General features: G+C 63.9%; 16 protein-coding genes. 6 read left to right on the top strand and 10 right to left on the bottom strand.

Going from position 1 to position 18274, the window contains the following annotated elements; all coding sequences use genetic code 11:
• The first annotated feature begins 26 nt into the window (after positions 1–26).
• A complete protein-coding gene (locus ACFQ6Y_RS11215) occupies positions 27–974 on the top strand; it encodes a nitrilase-related carbon-nitrogen hydrolase (RefSeq protein WP_378632091.1) in 948 nt (315 codons plus the stop codon).
• Positions 971–1996 carry an agmatine/peptidylarginine deiminase gene (locus tag ACFQ6Y_RS11210; protein WP_378632088.1) on the top strand — a complete coding sequence of 342 codons (1026 nt, stop codon included), beginning with the start codon at positions 971–973 and terminating at the stop codon, positions 1994–1996. The genes ACFQ6Y_RS11215 and ACFQ6Y_RS11210 overlap by 4 nt, the downstream gene beginning before the upstream one ends.
• Here the strand turns inward: ACFQ6Y_RS11210 and ACFQ6Y_RS11205 are convergent.
• Genes ACFQ6Y_RS11205 through ACFQ6Y_RS11195 form a run of 3 tightly spaced genes read right to left on the bottom strand, consistent with a single transcriptional unit; the run spans position 1993 to position 5787 of the window.
• A complete protein-coding gene (locus tag ACFQ6Y_RS11205; RefSeq protein WP_378632085.1) occupies positions 1993–3930 on the bottom strand; it encodes a VWA domain-containing protein in 1938 nt (645 codons plus the stop codon). The genes ACFQ6Y_RS11210 and ACFQ6Y_RS11205 overlap by 4 nt on opposite strands.
• Before the next feature lie 9 nt (positions 3931–3939).
• A complete protein-coding gene (locus tag ACFQ6Y_RS11200; RefSeq protein ID WP_378446415.1) occupies positions 3940–5316 on the bottom strand; it encodes an ATP-binding protein in 1377 nt (458 codons plus the stop codon).
• A 54-nt stretch (positions 5317–5370) separates the two neighbouring features.
• On the bottom strand, positions 5371–5787 hold the full coding sequence (locus ACFQ6Y_RS11195; RefSeq protein WP_378532617.1) for a VOC family protein: 417 nt from the start codon (positions 5785–5787) through the stop codon (positions 5371–5373).
• 85 nt (positions 5788–5872) lie between these two features.
• Here ACFQ6Y_RS11195 and ACFQ6Y_RS11190 point away from each other — a divergent pair, with 85 nt between their 5' ends.
• The 3 genes from ACFQ6Y_RS11190 to ACFQ6Y_RS11180 all read left to right on the top strand — a co-directional run bounded on the left by ACFQ6Y_RS11190 (position 5873) and on the right by ACFQ6Y_RS11180 (position 8114).
• Positions 5873–6445, top strand: a complete 573-nt coding sequence (locus tag ACFQ6Y_RS11190; protein ID WP_378632082.1) for a DUF4126 domain-containing protein — start codon at positions 5873–5875, stop codon at positions 6443–6445.
• Between the two features lie 27 nt (positions 6446–6472).
• Positions 6473–7441 carry an alpha/beta hydrolase family protein gene (locus ACFQ6Y_RS11185; RefSeq protein WP_378632079.1) on the top strand — a complete coding sequence of 323 codons (969 nt, stop codon included), beginning with the start codon at positions 6473–6475 and terminating at the stop codon, positions 7439–7441.
• A gap of 451 nt (positions 7442–7892) precedes the next feature.
• Positions 7893–8114: a hypothetical protein gene (locus ACFQ6Y_RS11180; protein WP_003946391.1), complete on the top strand. Its 222-nt coding sequence runs from the start codon at positions 7893–7895 to the stop codon at positions 8112–8114.
• Positions 8115–8193: 79 nt separating this feature from the next.
• Here ACFQ6Y_RS11180 and purH read toward each other — a convergent pair whose 3' ends face one another.
• The 4 genes from purH to ACFQ6Y_RS11160 all read right to left on the bottom strand — a co-directional run bounded on the left by purH (position 8194) and on the right by ACFQ6Y_RS11160 (position 13198).
• The gene (gene purH / locus ACFQ6Y_RS11175) at positions 8194–9753 is read right to left on the bottom strand and encodes a bifunctional phosphoribosylaminoimidazolecarboxamide formyltransferase/IMP cyclohydrolase (protein ID WP_378446412.1); all 1560 of its coding nucleotides are present in this window, start codon (positions 9751–9753) and stop codon (positions 8194–8196) included.
• A complete protein-coding gene (gene purN / locus ACFQ6Y_RS11170; RefSeq protein WP_378632075.1) occupies positions 9746–10465 on the bottom strand; it encodes a phosphoribosylglycinamide formyltransferase in 720 nt (239 codons plus the stop codon). Before purN ends, purH begins: the two co-directional genes overlap by 8 nt.
• Before the next feature lie 6 nt (positions 10466–10471).
• The gene (locus ACFQ6Y_RS11165; RefSeq protein ID WP_378632070.1) at positions 10472–12013 is read right to left on the bottom strand and encodes a DUF6350 family protein; all 1542 of its coding nucleotides are present in this window, start codon (positions 12011–12013) and stop codon (positions 10472–10474) included.
• A 120-nt stretch (positions 12014–12133) separates the two neighbouring features.
• Positions 12134–13198, bottom strand: a complete 1065-nt coding sequence (locus tag ACFQ6Y_RS11160; protein ID WP_378632066.1) for a DUF5336 domain-containing protein — start codon at positions 13196–13198, stop codon at positions 12134–12136.
• Between the two features lie 86 nt (positions 13199–13284).
• On the opposite strand from ACFQ6Y_RS11160, the gene ACFQ6Y_RS11155 reads away from it, so the two are divergent.
• A complete protein-coding gene (locus ACFQ6Y_RS11155; protein ID WP_378532605.1) occupies positions 13285–13920 on the top strand; it encodes an IMPACT family protein in 636 nt (211 codons plus the stop codon).
• Between the two features lie 43 nt (positions 13921–13963).
• On the opposite strand, the gene sucD is transcribed toward ACFQ6Y_RS11155, so the two are convergent.
• From sucD to ACFQ6Y_RS11140, 3 genes are all read right to left on the bottom strand, one after another.
• On the bottom strand, positions 13964–14866 hold the full coding sequence (gene sucD / locus ACFQ6Y_RS11150; RefSeq protein ID WP_378632063.1) for a succinate--CoA ligase subunit alpha: 903 nt from the start codon (positions 14864–14866) through the stop codon (positions 13964–13966).
• Positions 14867–14881: 15 nt separating this feature from the next.
• Positions 14882–16051 (bottom strand): ADP-forming succinate--CoA ligase subunit beta, encoded by a 1170-nt coding sequence (gene sucC, locus ACFQ6Y_RS11145; protein WP_003946426.1) that lies wholly within the window; start codon positions 16049–16051, stop codon positions 14882–14884.
• A gap of 179 nt (positions 16052–16230) precedes the next feature.
• Positions 16231–18072 carry a hypothetical protein gene (locus ACFQ6Y_RS11140; protein ID WP_378632059.1) on the bottom strand — a complete coding sequence of 614 codons (1842 nt, stop codon included), beginning with the start codon at positions 18070–18072 and terminating at the stop codon, positions 16231–16233.
• Positions 18073–18274: the final 202 nt, after the last annotated feature.

Here is an 18274-nt window from a genome sequence, read left to right as displayed (position 1 = left end):
GAATACCCGAGCACCGAGGAAACCCCATGCTGACGATCACCGCCCTCACTCCACCCGAGTCACTGGCCGCGACTTCGCCGTCCACGTCCACCCCTCTCCGTGTAGGTCTCGTCCAACATCGCTGGCACGAGGACCAAGACGACCTTTACACCGAGTTGAGCGAGGGCATTGCGTCCGCAGCGAAGCTGGGCGCTTCCGTGGTCTTTCTTCCGGAGCTGACGCTCAGCCGCTACCCCGCCTCCACCCCTGCCGGGGACAATCCCGGACGCCAAGCCGAAGACCTGCTCACAGGACCCACACTCTCATTCGCTACCAAGGCAGCCACCGAGAACCAGGTCCTCGTTCATGCATCGCTGTACGAGCGCAGCGACGCCGAGGACGGACTGGGATTCAACACCGCGATCCTCGTCTCGCCCGGAGGGGAGCTTCTCGCTCGTACCCGCAAGCTCCACATTCCGGTGACGGCCGGGTACTACGAGGACACGTACTTCCGGGGTGGTCCGGCCGAGGACGCATACCCCGTTCACGAGGCGCTCGGCGCCAAGTTCGGACTCCCGACGTGCTGGGACGAGTGGTTTCCCGAGGTCGCACGTGCGTACTCCCTCGCCGGTGCACAGGTTCTGGTGTACCCGACGGCGATCGGTTCGGAGCCTGATCACCCGAACTTCGACACCCAGCCACTGTGGCAGCAGGTGATCGTCGGAAACGGGATCGCGAACGGCACGTTCATGGTTGTCCCCAATCGCCACGGCAGTGAAGGCCTCATCACCTTCTACGGTTCCTCCTTCATCTCGGACCCGTACGGACGCATCCTCGTTCAGGCTCCCCGCGACGAATCAGCCGTGCTGGTCGCCGATCTCGACCTGCAGCACCGTGAAGACTGGCTGGCACTGTTCCCATTCCTGGCAACGCGTCGTCCGGACACATACTCGACTCTGACCGCGCCGGTGAACACTGCGGGAGCCAAGCGATGACCTGGCGCATGCCCGCGGAAAGCGAACCGCACGAACGTACCTGGATGGCCTACCCCAGCGCCGGATACTCCCTCGGGGACACCGCGGAAGAACAACACGAAGCTCGCTCGACGTGGGCCGCAGTTGCACACGCCGTCGCCGAATTCGAGCCCGTCACCGCCGTCGTCGATCCCGCCGAGGTCGAAGAAGCGCGAAAGTACCTGTCCGAGAAGGTAGACATCGTCGAGGCACCCCTCAATGACGCATGGATGCGCGACATCGGGCCGACGTTCGTCTTGTCCGACGAGGGCCGTCTCGGCGGAGTCGACTGGGTGTTCAACGGGTGGGGCGCACAGGATTGGGCGCAGTGGGACAAGGACTCGAAGATCGGCAGATTTGTCGTCGAGCAGTCCGGGGCCCAATTGATCGACTCACCAATCGTCAACGAGGGCGGCGGCATTCAGGTCGACGGCCTCGGCACTGTGCTGGTCACCGAAACCGTGCAACTCGATCCGGGACGAAACCCCGAACTGACGAAGGCGGACATCGAGGCCGAACTCGCCCGCACCATCGGAGCCAAGCATGTTATCTGGCTTCCCCGCGGATTGACCCGCGATCAGGAGACCTACGGAACGCGCGGACACGTCGACATCGTCGCGGCAATCTGTTCCCCCGGAGTGGTACTCGTCCATGACCAACGCAATCCGGTGCACCCCGACTACGCCGTCAGCAAGACGATCATCGAGTTGTTCGAACGCTCGACCGACGTCGGCGGTCGGCCGTGGAAGGTCATCCGGGTACCTGCGCCCGAGATCCTGCGCGACGACGAGGGATTCGTCGACTACAGCTACATCAACCATCTTGTGGTGAATCGGGGAGTGATCGCCTGCAGCTTCGACGATCCTGCCGATGCCGAAGCTGCCCGGATCCTGTCAGCCGCTTACCCCGGGCGCACCGTCGTCACCGTCGACGCGAGGCCGCTGTTCGAACGTGGCGGCGGCATCCACTGCATCACCCAGCACCAGCCCGCTGAACAGAACTAACGTCGACCTCGCATGTAGTCACTCACCACGGCGGCGCCGAGGCCGTCCAGGTCCGGCGCGATGACGCGTCCACCCACACGGTGCGCCATCCGGTCGACCACCCTGGCCAGGCCTGGATCGTCACCGAGGCGGAAGAACGTGACCTTGGCGCCAAGCCTGGCCACCGCGTCGAGTGCGCGAACCGTCAAACCGAGGGTTCGTGCACTCGGCGGGTAGTCGAACCTGGCTTCTCCGTCCGCTTCGAGATGAGCCGTCGGCTCACCGTCGGTGACGATCAGTACCACCGGCTGTGCGTTGGAGTGGCGTCGAAGGTGTCTGGCCGCCAACAAGAGCGCATGGTGGAGGTTGGTTCCCTGGTCCCACGCGCCGTCCAAACCGGCGAGCTCAGACGGGCTCAGTACGTGTGCGTGGCGTCCGAAGGCGATCAACTGCAGCTCGTCGCTACGAAACCGAGTACTCACCAGATGATTGAGCGCCAGTGCGGTGCGCTTCATCGGAACCCAGCGATCCTCCATGACCATCGAGAACGACGTGTCCACCAGCAGAGCCACGGCAGCCTGACTACGTTGTTCGGTTTCGGCCACCTCGACATCGACGACGCTCAGCCGCACCGGCATTCGGCCCGGGTCACGCAGGACGGCGTTGGTGATCGTTCTCGTGACGTCCCACGGTTCCGTGTCCCCGAATTCCCATTCGCGGGACGCTCCGGTCGGTTCACCCATCGCACCGGCCCGACGCGTGTCGCGTTGACCGGTTCGCGACGACAGTTGCCCGGCGACATCGCGTAGAGCAGTCTGTCCGAGCTGCCGCATGGCCTTGGGCGACAGGCGCCATTGACCGTCCGGTGCGCGATCGAAGAAACCCTGCTCCTGCAAAGCCTTTTCGAGGTCGGCGAGGGTGCGGGCGTCAGCAGCGGCTTCGTCGCCGAGTTGCCGCGCGAGCAGTTCGGGGTCGATGTCGTCGAGTGCTGCGCCTGCATACTGCTGCGATAGTTGGTCCGCCAACGATTCCAGCTCGGCAATGTCCTGCAGTGCGCCGGTTCCCTCACCCAAACCCATCCCGTTGTCGCCGCGGAACTGTTGCGAGCCTTCCCAGTCCTCACCCGGCCGAGCTGCCTGAAGGTACTGGTCGAGTTGCCCCAGTTCACTCATCAGGCTCGGATCCCCGAAAGCCTGCTGCGCCAAAGCATCCAACTCGTCACGCTGCTCCTGCGAGAGCGAGTTCCGTAATCGTTGTGCGGCCGCTGCGCGCTGCGCCAACGAATCCAGAAGTTCCTCGACGTTGCGGGGGTTGTCCGGGAAATACTGCCCGTGTTTGTCCATGAACTCTGCGAACTGCTCCGGAGTGTCGACGCCCCGAGAGTGCGCGTCGAGCAGGTGATTCAGATCTGCCAGCATCTGGCGAATCTGCTCACGATCCTCATCGGTGGCACCCTCGAGCGCCTGCTTCATACCCGAGAATCGCTGATCGAGGACTTCACGACCGAGCAGATCACGAATCTTCTCGTAATCCGCGCGAGCCTGTTCGCTGCGCCAGTTGTAGTCGGCCAGATCTTGCACGGCCTGAGCTGTCGACGGCGGTAACTCCTCGATCCGCATTTCGTTGAATCGTGCGTCGTCGTCGAGAGCACGTGCCAGTTCTTTGCGCTCTTCGAGCACCGCCTTGTCGAGAAGCTTGCGAACCTCGTCGAGTGTTCCGTCGAGATTGTTGCGGCGCAGCAACTCGCGTCGACGCCGGTTCGCCTGGGCGGCAAGGTCGTCGAGCCCGCGCATGTCCCGGTTTCCTCGGCGCAGGAGCTCTCGGAGGGCATGGCGCGGCGACGTGCCCGACAACACGTCGTCACCGATTGCTGCCAGGGCCTCGCGCAGATCCACGGGAGGCGCGAGCGGATCGGGACCACCGTCGTAAGGCCCGTACCGCGGATTGTGGATCATCACTGCCCCTTACGAGTACACCGAGCGGCCGCCCGGGCCTTGATCTTTGGAGATCCGGCGCGCGAGGTAGAGCCCTTCGAGGGCAAGTTCGGCACCGGCGGCACGCTCACCGTCGGATTGCGCGCCCAGACGTTCGGCTACTTCGTCCAGAACTTCGAGGTCCGGAAGTTCGTCGAGAAACGCCTTGGCCGTGACAGATTCACCGGTGACGATCGTGTTGCCCATCTCCACGGCTGCAACCAGCATTCCCAAGTCGATTCCGCCGAGACGTACCCGAACCGTATCGGCCGTCGCGCGACGCAACAGGTGCTCGAGCACCTCCAGTTCGCGGCCCTCTTCGCCGGATTCGAACTCGACCTTGCCTCGAAGAACCTCGACCACGGACTCGAGATCGACCGGCCGTGCAACGGGATCAGCTTCGCCAAGCACCGCCGCGCGTCGTACTGCGGCCGCACTGACGGTTTCTGCGCCGGCAACGGCAAATCGTGCCGACACACCAGATCGCTGGTCCACCGAGGTGGATTCACGAAGCAGGCGTGTGAATCTGGCAAGAATTTCGAGGAGATAGTCGGGCACCTCGGCGGCCAGATGCGCTTCCTGCTCGATCACCGCGATCTCGCCCTCCAGTTCGACCGGATAGTGAGTCCGGATCTCGGCACCGAAGCGGTCCTTGAGCGGTGTGATGATGCGTCCACGGTTGGTGTAGTCCTCCGGGTTCGCGCTCGCGACCAGCAGGACGTCCAACGGAAGCCGAAGCGTGTATCCGCGGACCTGGATGTCTCGCTCCTCCATCACGTTGAGCAGCGAGACCTGGATGCGCTCAGCCAGGTCGGGAAGCTCGTTGATGGCCACGATCCCGCGATGCGCGCGGGGCACCAAACCGAAGTGAATGGTCTCCGGATCGCCGAGGCTCCGACCCTCGGCAACCTTGACCGGATCGACGTCGCCGATCAGGTCGGCGACCGAGGTATCCGGCGTCGCCAACTTCTCGGAGTACCGCTCGCTGCGGTGGCGCCAAGCGATCGGGAGGTCGTCGCCCAGTTCCTTGGCTCGACGTATCGAAGCCGGGGTGATCGGCTCGTACGGGTGCTCCCCCAGTTCCGAGCCTTCGATGACGGGCGTCCACTCGTCGAGCAGGAGCCCGAGAGTGCGAAGCAACCTCGTCTTTCCCTGGCCTCTTTCGCCGAGCAGAACCACGTCGTGGCCGGCGATCAGCGCCCGCTCGAGTTGTGGAGCGACCGTGTCCTCGAACCCGACTATCCCGGGCCAGGGGTCACGGCCGTCCCGCAACGCGGCGAGAAGATTCTCTCGTAGTTCTTCCTTGACACTTCGCTGTACGTGTCCGGAGGCGCGTAGCTCTCCGAGGGTTTTTGCGACAGTCACCACTCCACGCTACGAGTGTTTGCGGGGTTTCGCCTCTCGCCGAGGAAGTTCGGTCGCTCAGCCCTCGATGTTCTCGGGATTCATCCAGATGATTTCCCAGATGTGGCCGTCGGGATCCTGGAAGCTGCGGCTGTACATGAAGCCGTGATCCTGCGTCGCGTTTCCCTCGGAACCGCCGCTCGCGAGTGCCTTGTCGACGATGGTGTCGACGGCCTCACGGGTCTCGGCCGAGAGACCGAGCAACGCTTCCGTCGACGTCGAAGTGTCGGCGATGCCCTTGGTGGTGAAGGTCTTGAAGAAGGGCTCGGCCAACAACATCACGACGATGGTGTCACTGATGACCATCGACGACGCGTTCTCGTCGGAGAACTGCGTGTTCTTGGAGTATCCGAGGGACTCGTAGAAGGTGGTGGCCTTGCCGAGGTCCTTGACGGGCAGGTTGAGGAAGAACATCGGTTGCGGGTTTGTCGCCATGGAAGGTCCTTTCCGAGTGCTTGCTGTGCGCCTTTATTAACCGCCGGCGGTTAATAAAGGCGCACAGTAGACCTAAACTCCACCCATGGATACCTGGGTGTTGCCCGCCATGCTCGGCCTCGGACTCGCCGCAGCGTCCGGAATGCGAACCTTCCTACCGCTGTTGATGCTGAGCGCTGCGGTGCATTTCGAACTGTTCGGGATCACCGTCGGCGAGTCGATGCGGTGGATCGGATCCACCGGCGCACTCGTGGCATTGGGAATCGCCGCAGTGGTCGAACTGGGTGCCGACCTCATTCCCTTCGTGGACAACGCGTTGTCGGTGATCGGGAACGTCACCGGACCCATCGCCGGAGTGATCGCTGCCTGGGCGGCTTTCAGCCATCTCGATCCTGCGATAGCCGCGCTCGCGGGCATCATCGTCGGCGCACCGACGGCATTGACGTTCAGCGCCGCCCAGACCGGAACTCGCGCGGTCAGTACGGCCACTACCGGTGGGCTGGCAAATCCTGTCGTTTCCGTCATCGAGGACGTACTGACTTTCTTCACCTCGTTGATCGCGATGATCTTGCCGTTCCTGATCATTCCGCTGCTCGCCGCACTCTTGTGGTTCAGTTGGCGCGGTTGGCGCCGTGTACGGAGTCTGCGCACCGCCTGAACGTGCGGACCTGGTAGACAAGTCGTCATGTCCGACACCGAGATCTCGTTCCAATCCGGCGACGTCACCCTGTACGGGAGTCTTCGCCTGGCCGCCTCACCCGACGTCCCTGCCCCGGCCGCGCTGATTCTGGCCGGCAGCGGCCCCACCGATCGCAACGGCGACAGCGCGCTCCTCGAAGGTGACATCGGAACCCTCCGCTTCATCGCGGATCTCCTTGAGAATCAGGGCATTTCAAGCCTGCGTTACGACAAGCTCGGCAGCGGCGAAACCGCACTCGGCGACTACGAGATCGAAGACATCGCCGATCTCGGCTTCAACACTTTTGTCGACGCAGCCTCCGACGGACTGGACTACCTCGCCGGGCAACCCGGTGTCGATCCCGAGCGGTTGTTCGTGGTCGGACACAGCGACGGTGCCGTCGTCGCACTGGCTCTCGCCACTGCTAAGGAGGGCACCAGAGTCAGCGCCCTCGCACTCCTCGAGCCACTGAGCGTCAGGCTTCTCGATCTACTCACGACGCAGATTCACCGCCAGCTCGACGCCGTCGTCGGCGCCGGTCAGTTGCCGGTCGAACTGGCTGACGAACTGCGCGTCGCGCTCGCCGACGCCGTCGAGTCGCTGCGATCCGAGGGCACTGTTCCGGATGACCTGCCCGAGCCGCTGCAGAATGCGGGACTCGTACACGCCAACGCCAAGGCACTCGCCGAGGAAGACGCATTGGACCCGGTTGCGCTCGTGGCGGCTCTACCGGCGGGCATGCCGGTTCTCACGAGCTGCTCGGACAAGGACATCCAAGTCATTCCCGCCGATGTCGCAGCACTGGATGCCGCGCTCTCACATACAGAGCTGACTTCCGTGCGGATGCGCAACGCCAACTTCGTACTCAAGGACATCGGCGACGAACAGTCCACCGGTGCCGACTACGTCGCGCCGCTTCCGTACTCGGCAGAGTTCTCGGAGCCCTTCACAGCGTGGGTCCGTTCGTTCTCCTGATCACGTACAGACCGAACGTCCTTTTTTTCAGGTAGAAAGTTCCCTCCGCGAAGCATCGCGGAGGGGCTTTCGCTTTCTACGCCTGACCTGCACCAGAGGCTCTTTCAATCCCGCAAATCCGGGGACAGAAGTCACCCGGTGTTTACGTTCGCGGCGCTTTTTATTGGTGCGAACCCTCAATCCGTGCTGTACGGTCATCCATTAACCAGCAACGCCACACGGAAAGGAACGGACATCATGTCGCTACACCCGAACGTCGTATCCGTACTTTCGTGGCGCAGCTGCACCGCAGACAAGCACATTTTTTCGGCCGCAATGTCGGCCAAGCACATGGGCAACAAGCGCGGTGTACCCCGAGAATGATCCCCAGTTTCACCGGATTCGTTCTCGGGCACCCAGGGCAAACGCCTCGGGTGCCTTTTCTTTTACCTTTCACACGCAGGAGCACCAGATGAAACTTCGAGTCAACCAACTGTCCATCGCGCCGCCGTATGTCGATCTGCCCGGTGACCTCACCGGATACGCCGTCACCCTGGATCTTTCGCACTCCGACGCTGCCCACGAAGCCACCCTCGGCGCACTGATCAGCGAGATCCGCAGTCGCGGAGCCTCACGCGTCGTCATCACCGGCTCACCCCGCGAACTCCAGGGCACCCACAGCAGCGCTGCCTGAAAGAACCGGGCCGCCTGAAAGCAGAACGGGCCCCGACAACCTACGAAGAGGAAGTCGAGGCCCGCCAGCGAAGCAGAAATCAGTGCGCGAAGTGGCGCGCGCCGGTCAGATAGAGAGTGACGCCGGCTTCCTTGGCCGCAGCAATCACTTCGTTGTCGCGAACCGATCCACCCGGCTGCACAACAGCCTTGACGCCGGCGTTGAGCAGTACCTGCAGACCGTCCGGGAACGGGAAGAACGCGTCCGAGGCCGCAACCGAACCTACGACGCGGTCACCGGCGCGCTGAACAGCAAGATGCGCTGCATCGACGCGGTTGACCTGGCCCATGCCGACGCCGACGGACGCGCCGCCGGAGGCCAGCAGGATCGCATTGGACTTCACCGAACGGCTGGCGCGCCAAGCAAATTCGAGGTCTGCAAGAGTCTCGGCATCGGCAGCCTCGCCGTTGGCGAGAGTCCAGTTGGCCGGGTTGTCCCCGTCAGCGTCGAGGACGTCGCGCTGCTGGAGCAGAGTACCGCCCGAGATCGGACGCAGTTCGATGCCGGTAGCGGTCGGAGCGGCAGCTTTCAGAACGCGAATGTTCTTCTTACGCTGCAGAACCTCGACAGCTCCGTCTTCGTACGAGGGCGCGATGACGACCTCGGTGAAGATATCGGCGATCTGCTCGGCCAGTTCGACGGTGACCTCACGGTTGGCTGCGATCACGCCACCGAAAGCACTGACCGGATCGCACGCATGCGCCTTGCGGTGAGCGTCGGCGATGTCGGTGCCGATGGCGATGCCACACGGGTTGGCGTGCTTGATGATTGCCACTGCCGGATCCGTGAAGTCGTACGCTGCGCGCCACGCGGCGTCGGAGTCCGTGTAGTTGTTGTACGACATCTCCTTGCCGTGCAACTGCTCTGCCTGAGCCAAACCTGCAGGCGCTGCGGGGTTTTCGTACAGCGCGGCGTCCTGGTGCGGGTTCTCGCCGTAGCGCAGGACAGCGCTGCGGTTCCACGTGGCACCGACCCAGGCCGGGAACTGCGAACCGTCTTCGTCGGCGGCAATCGTGCTCGTCATCCAGCTCGCAACAGCGACGTCGTACGACGCCGTGTGCTGGAACGCCTGCGCCGCAAGCACAGTACGCTCACGCAGAGTGAATCCGCCACCGGCAACGGCAGTCAGAACGTCGGCGTAGCGAGCCGGATCGACCACGACGGCAACCGACGGATGGTTCTTGGCTGCAGCACGCACCATCGACGGGCCGCCGATGTCGATCTGCTCGACGCACTCGTCCGGGCTCGCGCCCGAGGCAACCGTCTCAGTGAAGGGGTACAGGTTCACGACGACCAATTCGAAAGTCGCGATGCCGAGTTCCTCGAGCTGAGCGAGGTGATCCGGCTTACGGGTATCAGCGAGAACGCCGGCGTGGACGCGCGGATGCAGCGTCTTCACACGGCCTTCGAGGCATTCCGGGAATCCGGTCAGAGCCTCGACTGGGGTCACAGGGATTCCGGCGTCGGCGATCTTCGACGCGGTCGAACCGGTCGAGACCAACTCGACACCGGCCTCGTGCAGGCCCGTGGCCAGCTCGATCAGACCACTCTTGTCGTAGACGCTGACAAGTGCACGGCGCACAGCCTTGCGTTCACTCACTGGGGATCACGGCCTTTCGTCCATCGGAAACCACTCCGCGCGTAGCAACAGCGGCGATGACGTCCGCCAACAACCGTCGCTCCACAATTTTGATGCGTTCATGCAACGACGACTCGGTGTCGTCGTCATGCACCGGCACAGCTTCCTGCGCCAAGATCGGCCCGGTATCAACTCCGCCGTCGACGAGATGCACCGTGGAACCGGTGACCTTCACGCCGTACGCCAGAGCGTCGGGAACCGCGTGCGCGCCGGGGAAGGCAGGCAGCAACGCGGGATGAGTGTTGATGATTCGGCCGCCGAAACGCGCGAGAAAGGTGGGGCCGAGGATCTTCATGAAACCAGCACTGACCACCAGGTCGGGGTCGTGCTCGGCCACCGCTGCCGTCAGCGCGTCGTCCCAGGTGGCGCGATCTTCGTAGGCCTTGATCGACACTTTGAAGGACCGAATCTTCGAATCCGCGGCGTGCTCGGCGGCGAGGCAGTCACGATCTACACCGACGGCAACGATCTCGGCCGGGTATCCGTCGGCATGCGAAGCGTCGATCAGCGAGGTCAACAGAGTTCCCGCGCCGGAAGCGAGTACGACTACCCGCGCGATCGAGTCGCGAAATTGGACCCTGTCGGGCATTGTCGGCTGCGGATTGTCGGCCGAGGCAGTCAGCGCACTACTCCTGAGAACTGGAAGACGATGCGGCCGGAGTATCGGCCGCATGACAGCCTAGTCGCTGGACTCCTGCGGCTTCGAGGGCAGGTCGGTCTCCGGCCCGGACTTTGTCTCGGGTCCGGCAGCGGGGTCGGTCTCCGGTGCCGCGACAACTTCGGCGTCGACTACTTCGATCTCGACGGTTTCCTCTGTCACGACCTGCACAGGTTCGCCTGATTCCTCGACGATTTCAGCTTCGACGACCTTGGTGACCACTACCGCAGATTCCTGGGCGAGCACTTCGTCGGTGTTCTCGTCTGCCTCTTCCGGGGTGGGCGCGGCCGTGATCGCGAGTTCTGGCTCGGATGTTCGAGCCGGTTCAGCCTCCGGCGGCGCAACCTCGTCCTTCATGTGTCCGCGATGCGAGAACCACATCGCGAACAGCGCCGAGACGGTTCCGAACAATCCCAGCCACGCAAAAGTCAGAAGACCGAAGCCCCACCACAGGACCTCGACGGTGCCGAACTGCCCGAGGTCTCCCCCGGCAGCAAGCGCAAGCAGAGCCATGACGACGCCGGCACCGGCAGCTGCCGTCAGCACCGCGAGCACACTGTCCTGCCCGGCGATGCGTCGAGCGCAATCGCGGCCGAGCATCACCCCCACCGCCGCCGGAACGATCAACAAGATCGGCCAGATTCCGCCGGCGACGCCTTCCGGAATGGCTCCGAGAAGGGGCAGCGGTGGCAGATCTCCGCCGATGTTGCCGAACACACTGATGGAGACGTTGCCGAAATCGGCCGTCGATCCCGTCATCACCGCGGCAGCGCCGACGACGAGATTCGGTAGATAGAGGAGCGACAACACCGTCAATCCCAGAACGCCGACAAACCCGTTGCCGCGCGCGAGCAGGTCACCGACCGTCGACCACGACACGAGCAGTGACACCACGACGGCCACGGCGCCTGCGGCCAACAGCGCTGCCGACGCGGCCGTTGCCGGGCGGACAGCGGCGGACGCCCACGGCGGAATCTCGGCGACGACGCGATCCCAGTGCGCTGCAGCAACACCGACGGATGCGGCGAGCAGGTGAATCCCGGCGACCCAGCCGAAAGCAGCCAACGTGTTGGGGCTCGACAGCGGAATCGCCGCGGAAGCGTCGGCGACCACTGCGAGCGCGATCGCCGTGATCGTCAACGGTCCGGCTACCGCGGCCCCCACCAGGCGGAGGGTGTCGTCACGGGAGTCGGTGTGCACCGCAGTCGACGCGCATCGGCGTGCGACCACCCACATCATGACCGCCGTCGGAAGCAGTGGCAGTACACCGAGTTGGACGCCGCTGATAGTCGCCGGCACTTGGTGGATGACCAACCATGTAGTGGCAATGGCGCCGAAGGTTCCGGTCAGATCGCTGCTCGCCGATACCAAGGTGACCACAACGACGGCCGCGATCAGCAGCATCGTCAGGCCCGACGGCCGGAACGCGACAGTCAGCAACTTGCGTGCCAGGTCCGGGTTGGGTGCCGGGCGACCGCCGCCGACGCGGCCGCCGCCAGTACGACCACGTCCGGGTCGTGCGGACGCGGGACGGGACCGGGTGCCATCAATCAAAGAACTCATCCCCTCGAGGGTTTCACTCGATAGTGCGCCGCGCACTCAGGCGCGCCGTCGGCTCACGGAATGTGGCCTCCACCCGCAGCGGGTCGGAGGCCACATTCATGCTCGTGAAACGAAGAAGTACTACTGCTGACGCTCGTCAGGGTTCTGGGAACCGAAGACCTTGGTCTCGGCCGCAGAATCGCTGCTGCCCTGCTCAGGTTCCGCGGGCGGCGTCGGTGCTTCGAAAGCGGGCGGCTCGAAGCCCGTCGGCTGCTCGGTCGAGCCAGTCTGCTGCTGGTTGTACGGCTGGCCGTAACCACGCGGAGCGGTGAACTGGTCCGACGAGTAACTCTGGTTCGGCTGGCCACCGGGCTGCGAGGTCAGCGGATAGTAAGACGACGTCGTTGCGGACGACGACGAGTCGGTGGGGGTCTGCGTCGGATTCTGCACCGGGTTCTGACCGTAGGGAGATGCGCTCTGTCCGTAAGGCTGCTGCGAAGCAGTCGGGTCGGCGGGGGCGGCGTGCGCTCCCCCGTATCCCTGCTGCTGAGCCTGCCCGTACTGCGGATTCTGCTGGTACTGAGGCTGCTGCTGAGCCTGCTGGCCCTGGCCGTACTGCCCTTGTCCGTAGCCCTGGGGCTGACCCAGTTGTTGCCCCTGGGGCTGACCCTGCTGCTGACCGTAGCCCTGCGGCTGACCGTACTGCTGGGCTACCGGACGCGGCGCGGGAGCCTTCAGGATTCCGATCTCGAACAGCAACGCCGCAACTGCGACGACGGTCTGCACGAACGAGAGAATCAGCACGATGATCAGGCCCCAACCGAGCCCGATATCTACGTAGTCGCTGGTACCGACCGAGAACGCGGCGAACACCAAAGAGAAGAAACCCGTGAGTGAGAGCGCTGCGGCAATGCCTGCATACGACTGCTTCGGGAGCAGCGAGATTCCGGCGACAACACCGCCGGCGAAGATGAACCCGAGGCCGTAGATGCTCGACTCGAAGAAGCTCGAACTGGTGTCCAGATCGCTGCCGATTCCGCTGCTGCTTCCACTGATCGTGGTGAAGGGCGCAAAACCGAGTAGGAAGTTGATCAGGCCGAGCGCCGCGACGGCGATGAGCAGGATGAATCCGAGATTCTTGGTTCCACCGCCCGCTGCCGGCTGATTCGGTGGCCCGAAGTTGGGCCCTTGCGGCGTGAACGTCATGACTTCTCCTCGTAGACGGTCTTCGATGGTTACCAGCGTATGTGTCTCGACTTCGCACGCTAACACCGACGGGAGACAATGGGCAGATGCCCTTCACCCTCGCGCCCGGCGCCGACCATGTCGTCGAAACCGAGGTGAAGCATTCAAAATTCATCGCCGCGCTTCGCCGGATCGACGACCCCGAAGCCGCCATGGAGTTCGTCGCGGAGCAGAGGTCGCTGTATCCCGATGCGCGCCACCATTGTTCGGCTTTCGTGATCGGATACGACGCGAACTCGCGCGTCGAGCGTGCACACGACGACGGCGAACCGGGTGGCACTGCGGGGGTGCCGATGCTTCAGGTTCTCAAGTCTCGAGATCTGGTCGATGTGATTGTGGTCGTCACGCGCTATTTCGGCGGAATCAAGCTCGGCGCCGGCGGATTGGTTCGCGCGTATTCGGGAGCGGTCTCGGTGGCTCTCGATTCGGCCGAGCTTGTGGCCAGGGAGCGGAAAATCCTGCGCACTTTGGCGATCCGGCACTCAGAGGCCGGTCGAGTGGAAGCAGAACTGAGAGCGCGGGGCGTCTCGGTGCTCGGAACTACGTACGGATCGAAGGCGGTCATGACACTCGCCGCCCGTGATGCCGACGATCTCGAATCGGTCGTCGCATCCATCACATCCGGTGCCGGGCAGTTGGAACCAGCCGGGTCGATGTGGGTCGATACCACCGTGCGTGGTTAAGGAGTCCGGAGACTCCCTAACCACGCACGGGGGCGAAGCCCCTTTACAGGGACTGAAGGATCTCGCGAGCGAGAGCAGCAGTGGCGGACGGCGTCTTGCCGACCTTCACGCCTGCAGCTTCGAGAGCTTCCTGCTTGGCCTGAGCCGTTCCCGAGGAACCGGAGACGATGGCGCCTGCGTGGCCCATGGTCTTGCCTTCGGGAGCGGTGAAGCCTGCCACGTAGCCGACGACCGGCTTGGTGACGTTGGCCTTGATGTAATCGGCTGCACGCTCTTCGGCGTCGCCACCGATTTCACCGATCATCACGATGACCTTGGTCTCGGGATCGTTCTCGAATGCCTCGATGGCATCGATGTGGGTGGTGCCGATGACCGGGTCGCCGCCGATACCGATGGCGGTGGAGAAGCCGAAGTCACGGAGTTCGTACATCATCTGGTAGGTCAGGGTGCCCGACTTGGAGACCAGGCCGATGGGGCCGGTGCCTGCAATGTTGGCGGGCGTGATGCCGACGAGGGCCTCACCCGGGGTGATGATGCCGGGGCAGTTCGGTCCGATGATGCGGGTCTTCTTGCCCTTGGACTCGTTGTACGCCCAAGCGTAAGCGGAGTCCTGAACCGGGATGCCCTCGGTGATGACCACGAGGAGCGGGATCTCCGCGTCGATGGCCTCGACGATGGCGTCCTTCGAGAAGGCCGGGGGGACGAACGCGATGGAGACGTCTGCGCCGGTCTCCTTGATTGCCTCTTCGACCGTCGCGAAGACGGGGAGCTCGACAGCGGAACCGTCAGCAGCAACGTGCGAGACCGTGGTGCCGGCCTTGCGTGCGTTGACGCCGCCGACGACCTGGGTGCCGGCCTTGAGCATCAGAGCGGTGTGCTTGGTGCCCTCGCCGCCGGTGATGCCCTGGACGATGACCTTTGAATCCTTGGTGAGGAAGATTGCCATTGTTCTGTGAGTCCCTTACTTCGCTGCGTGAGCGAGTTCGGCGGCCTTGTCGGCGGCCTCGTCCATGGTTGCGACGACCGTGACCAGCGGGTGGTTGGCCTCGGCGAGGATGCGGCGACCCTCTTCGACGTTGTTTCCGTCCAGGCGAACGACGAGCGGCTTGTTGGCCTCGTCACCCAGGGTCTTCAGTGCGCCGACGATGCCGTTGGCAACTGCGTCACACGCGGTGATGCCGCCGAAGACGTTGACGAACACGCTCTTGACCTGTGCGTCGTTGAGGATGACGTCGAGGCCGGCAGCCATGACTGCAGCGGAAGCTCCGCCGCCGATGTCGAGGAAGTTGGCGGGCTTGACGCCACCGTGGTTCTCGCCGGCGTATGCGACGACGTCCAGGGTGGACATGACCAGGCCTGCGCCGTTGCCGATGATTCCGACCTCACCGTCGAGCTTGACGTAGTTGAGGTCGTTCTCCTTGGCCTTGAGCTCGAGGGGATCGGTAGCGTCGCGATCCTCGAATGCCTCGTGGCCGGGCTGACGGAACGCTGCGTTCTCGTCCAGGGTGACCTTGCCGTCGAGGGCGAGGATCTGATCGTCAGGCGTGCGAACGAGGGGGTTGACCTCGACGAGGAGCGCGTCTTCGCCGATGAAGACCTCCCACAGCTTCTGGATCGTCACGGCCGCTGCGTCGAGCACCTCTGCGGGCAGCTTTCCTGCCTCGGCGATGCTGCGCGCGAACGCGAGGTCGACGCCCTTGACTGCGTCGACGGGGATCTTGGCGAGAGCGTCGGGGTTCTCCTCGGCGGTGACCTCGATCTCGACGCCACCCTCTACCGAGCACATGGCCAGGTAGGTGCGGTTGGTGCGGTCGAGCAGGAAGGAGATGTAGTACTCCTCGGCAATGTCACTTGCCTCTGCGACCAGCAGCTTCTTGACGACATGGCCCTTGATGTCCAGGCCCAGGATTGCCTCGGCGTTTGCCACTGCGGCATCCACGTCGGGCGAGTACTTGACGCCACCGGCCTTGCCGCGGCCGCCTACCTTGACCTGTGCCTTCACCATCACGGGCTTACCGATTTCTTCGGCAATCTCGCGTGCGCCGGCGACTGTGTCTGTAACACGTCCAGCCGAAGTCGGCACTCCGTGCTTGGCGAAGAGTTCCTTCGCCTGGTATTCGAAGAGATCCATCTGCTCACCGTCTCGTCTGCGTTGTCACCCGCTCGAGGGGTAGGAGCGGGTCTGTTCTGGACTTTAACCAGTTGCCGCGTTCGGTTTGCGCCCGCATTGATGCTATGTGGCCCAAGTCACGCGCAATTGCCCAATGAGGCACGCCTCACCGATTCGGCAAGGTGGCCACACCGAATTTGTCAAGCATCAGTCTCACTGATTCTTGCGCTCGAGAACGCTGCAACGAGAAGCAACACTATGCCCGTGGCTGCTGTGATCGCACCCACCCCCACCGTTGCGTCCGATATGCGTGATGACGTGAGCAGCCACTCACTGACGTACACCAGAGCTGCCACGGCAGATCCGATCAGCAGTACTACGCCCTGTGTCGGCCGCGCAGACGCAGCGATCACCGCGGCGATCACGACGGCGACGCCGACGAGCAGTTGTCCCCAGACGTCAATTCCCCACGGCCACTCCAGAACTGACGCCGCCCTGTACGCGTCGCCTTGATAGAGCGGAAGCGCCGTTCCGATCAGGACCGCGACGCCGCCGATCCCACCGACCAGAAGTACCAGCCCTCTCGAACCGCCGCCTACCGACGTGTCGACGTCCTCACGTTCGGCGCTTCCTGCCAACCAGACGAGCAGTCCCGTCGCCGCAGCGAGGAGTGCTGCCCCGCAGAGGACGAAGGCTCCGGCTCCCAACCCGACGCCCGGTACGTCCGTCGCGATGACCGCCGACTGCATGACCGCGGCGACTCCCATCACGACCGTTGTCCACAACACTCCGACGGCCGGACGCACCACGGCGGCGCGGCCCGGAACGAAGAGACCCAGCGCGGCGAGCAGCAGTACGGCAGCGGCGAGCAGGACAACTCGAGACGAAAGAATCGACGGTTCCGGGATGCCCGCCGGCAACGACAGGACCGGAAGGGCCGCGCCCAGGGTCGCCAGTACTGCCGTGACAACCGCGCCGGTTCCGGCAACGCGGTGAAGTCTGTTCACCCGCGCCTGCGCTGCCCGGGACTGAGCCACCATGGCTGCTTTGAGTGCCCCCTTCGTCGTTCTCGCAGGAGCGCGGACCTCACTGGCGGCGGGAATCGCGTCAGCTTCGCGGCTGGACGCCAGATAGTGCGCTGAAACTCCGATGACGACGATGACCACCGCTGCCAGCGCCCCGACGACGGAACCCGATCCGACCCCGATCCGATCACCGGCCGCGAACCCGGCCACCACCCTGGTGCCGCTGACTGCCAGCGCGCCGAGACCGACACCGATCAGCGCGCCGCAGCCAACCGGCAGCGAGATGGACGTCAATGCCGCCGCGACCGCCACAAGTACCGCGACGCCGACCAATCCCGTACCGACAGCGGTGGCCGCCGCCGAGTCGACGAGTGGTTTCACCAGGAAGATCGGATCCTGCGAACTGAAGGAAGGACCGAACAGGGAGAGCACGAACACCACCGCGGCCAGAATCAGCAGCGCTGTCGGCCACCCACCGATCCGCCCGCCAACCGATCGCCCGTCGAATTCTGCGGCGCGTGCACTGCCGTATCCGTCTCGTTCAGATTCACGATGGACGACCATGAGCCCGAGGACGCCGGACACGACAAGGAGGCCGTGGCCGACGAGTGCGAGGTAGGCACCCGGACCTGCATCGATCGAACCCGCAGATATCGGACGGAAAAGGTCCAAGCGGTTTGCATCGATTGCGTCGACGAACAACTGGACGTCCAGAATTGCGGCCCCGAGCGACACCGCGCCGATACCTGCCAGGAGTCCACCGGCAAAAGCGGGTCTGCGACTCGAAGCAAGCACTGCAACCAGCGGCACGATGATCACGCAGACAGCGGCGAAGAGAGCTGCAGAAGCAAGAGCCCCCGTCGTGTCGATCCCGCGGCCACTCCCGACTCCGACGACGGGACCGGCCGCCACTGCGAGGGCTCCGAGCAATCCGGTTGCCGCCGCGAGGGGCGCCCCCGACTTCACTCGGGGATCGTCGAAACGCGCCTGCGACGTAGTTCCAGGTGTTGTGGACACTCGATCGACGGTAGTGCCTGTGTGGACCGGTGATCCCGTTGTGACACGCTTGATCACGAAACGAGATGATTCGTCCGTTTTGCCCGAATCGACATATTCCCAGGTCAACCTGTGAGGCACGTCACATAATCGGACAGGTTTCCGCTACGGCTTGCGCCCATCGCAATCATTTCGTTACCGTCAGTCGGTCTAAGTCACGGGC

The sequence above is a fragment of the Rhodococcus sp. NPDC056516 genome (assembly GCF_042794655.1).
GTDB lineage: Bacteria > Actinomycetota > Actinomycetes > Mycobacteriales > Mycobacteriaceae > Rhodococcus_F.
This window is presented reverse-complemented; position numbering and strand designations above follow the sequence as displayed.

Coding starts and splice junctions, on each gene's coding strand:
- ACFQ6Y_RS11215 (WP_378632091.1), top strand. CDS start 27: ATGCTGACGATCACCGCCCTCACTCCACCCGAGTCACTGGCCGCGACT.
- ACFQ6Y_RS11210 (WP_378632088.1), top strand. CDS start 971: ATGACCTGGCGCATGCCCGCGGAAAGCGAACCGCACGAACGTACCTGG.
- ACFQ6Y_RS11205 (WP_378632085.1), bottom strand. CDS start 3,930: ATGATCCACAATCCGCGGTACGGGCCTTACGACGGTGGTCCCGATCCG.
- ACFQ6Y_RS11195 (WP_378532617.1), bottom strand. CDS start 5,787: ATGGCGACAAACCCGCAACCGATGTTCTTCCTCAACCTGCCCGTCAAG.
- ACFQ6Y_RS11190 (WP_378632082.1), top strand. CDS start 5,873: ATGGATACCTGGGTGTTGCCCGCCATGCTCGGCCTCGGACTCGCCGCA.
- ACFQ6Y_RS11185 (WP_378632079.1), top strand. CDS start 6,473: ATGTCCGACACCGAGATCTCGTTCCAATCCGGCGACGTCACCCTGTAC.
- ACFQ6Y_RS11180 (WP_003946391.1), top strand. CDS start 7,893: ATGAAACTTCGAGTCAACCAACTGTCCATCGCGCCGCCGTATGTCGAT.
- purN (WP_378632075.1), bottom strand. CDS start 10,465: ATGCGGCCGATACTCCGGCCGCATCGTCTTCCAGTTCTCAGGAGTAGT.
- ACFQ6Y_RS11165 (WP_378632070.1), bottom strand. CDS start 12,013: ATGAGTTCTTTGATTGATGGCACCCGGTCCCGTCCCGCGTCCGCACGA.
- ACFQ6Y_RS11160 (WP_378632066.1), bottom strand. CDS start 13,198: ATGACGTTCACGCCGCAAGGGCCCAACTTCGGGCCACCGAATCAGCCG.
- ACFQ6Y_RS11155 (WP_378532605.1), top strand. CDS start 13,285: ATGCCCTTCACCCTCGCGCCCGGCGCCGACCATGTCGTCGAAACCGAG.
- sucD (WP_378632063.1), bottom strand. CDS start 14,866: ATGGCAATCTTCCTCACCAAGGATTCAAAGGTCATCGTCCAGGGCATC.
- sucC (WP_003946426.1), bottom strand. CDS start 16,051: ATGGATCTCTTCGAATACCAGGCGAAGGAACTCTTCGCCAAGCACGGA.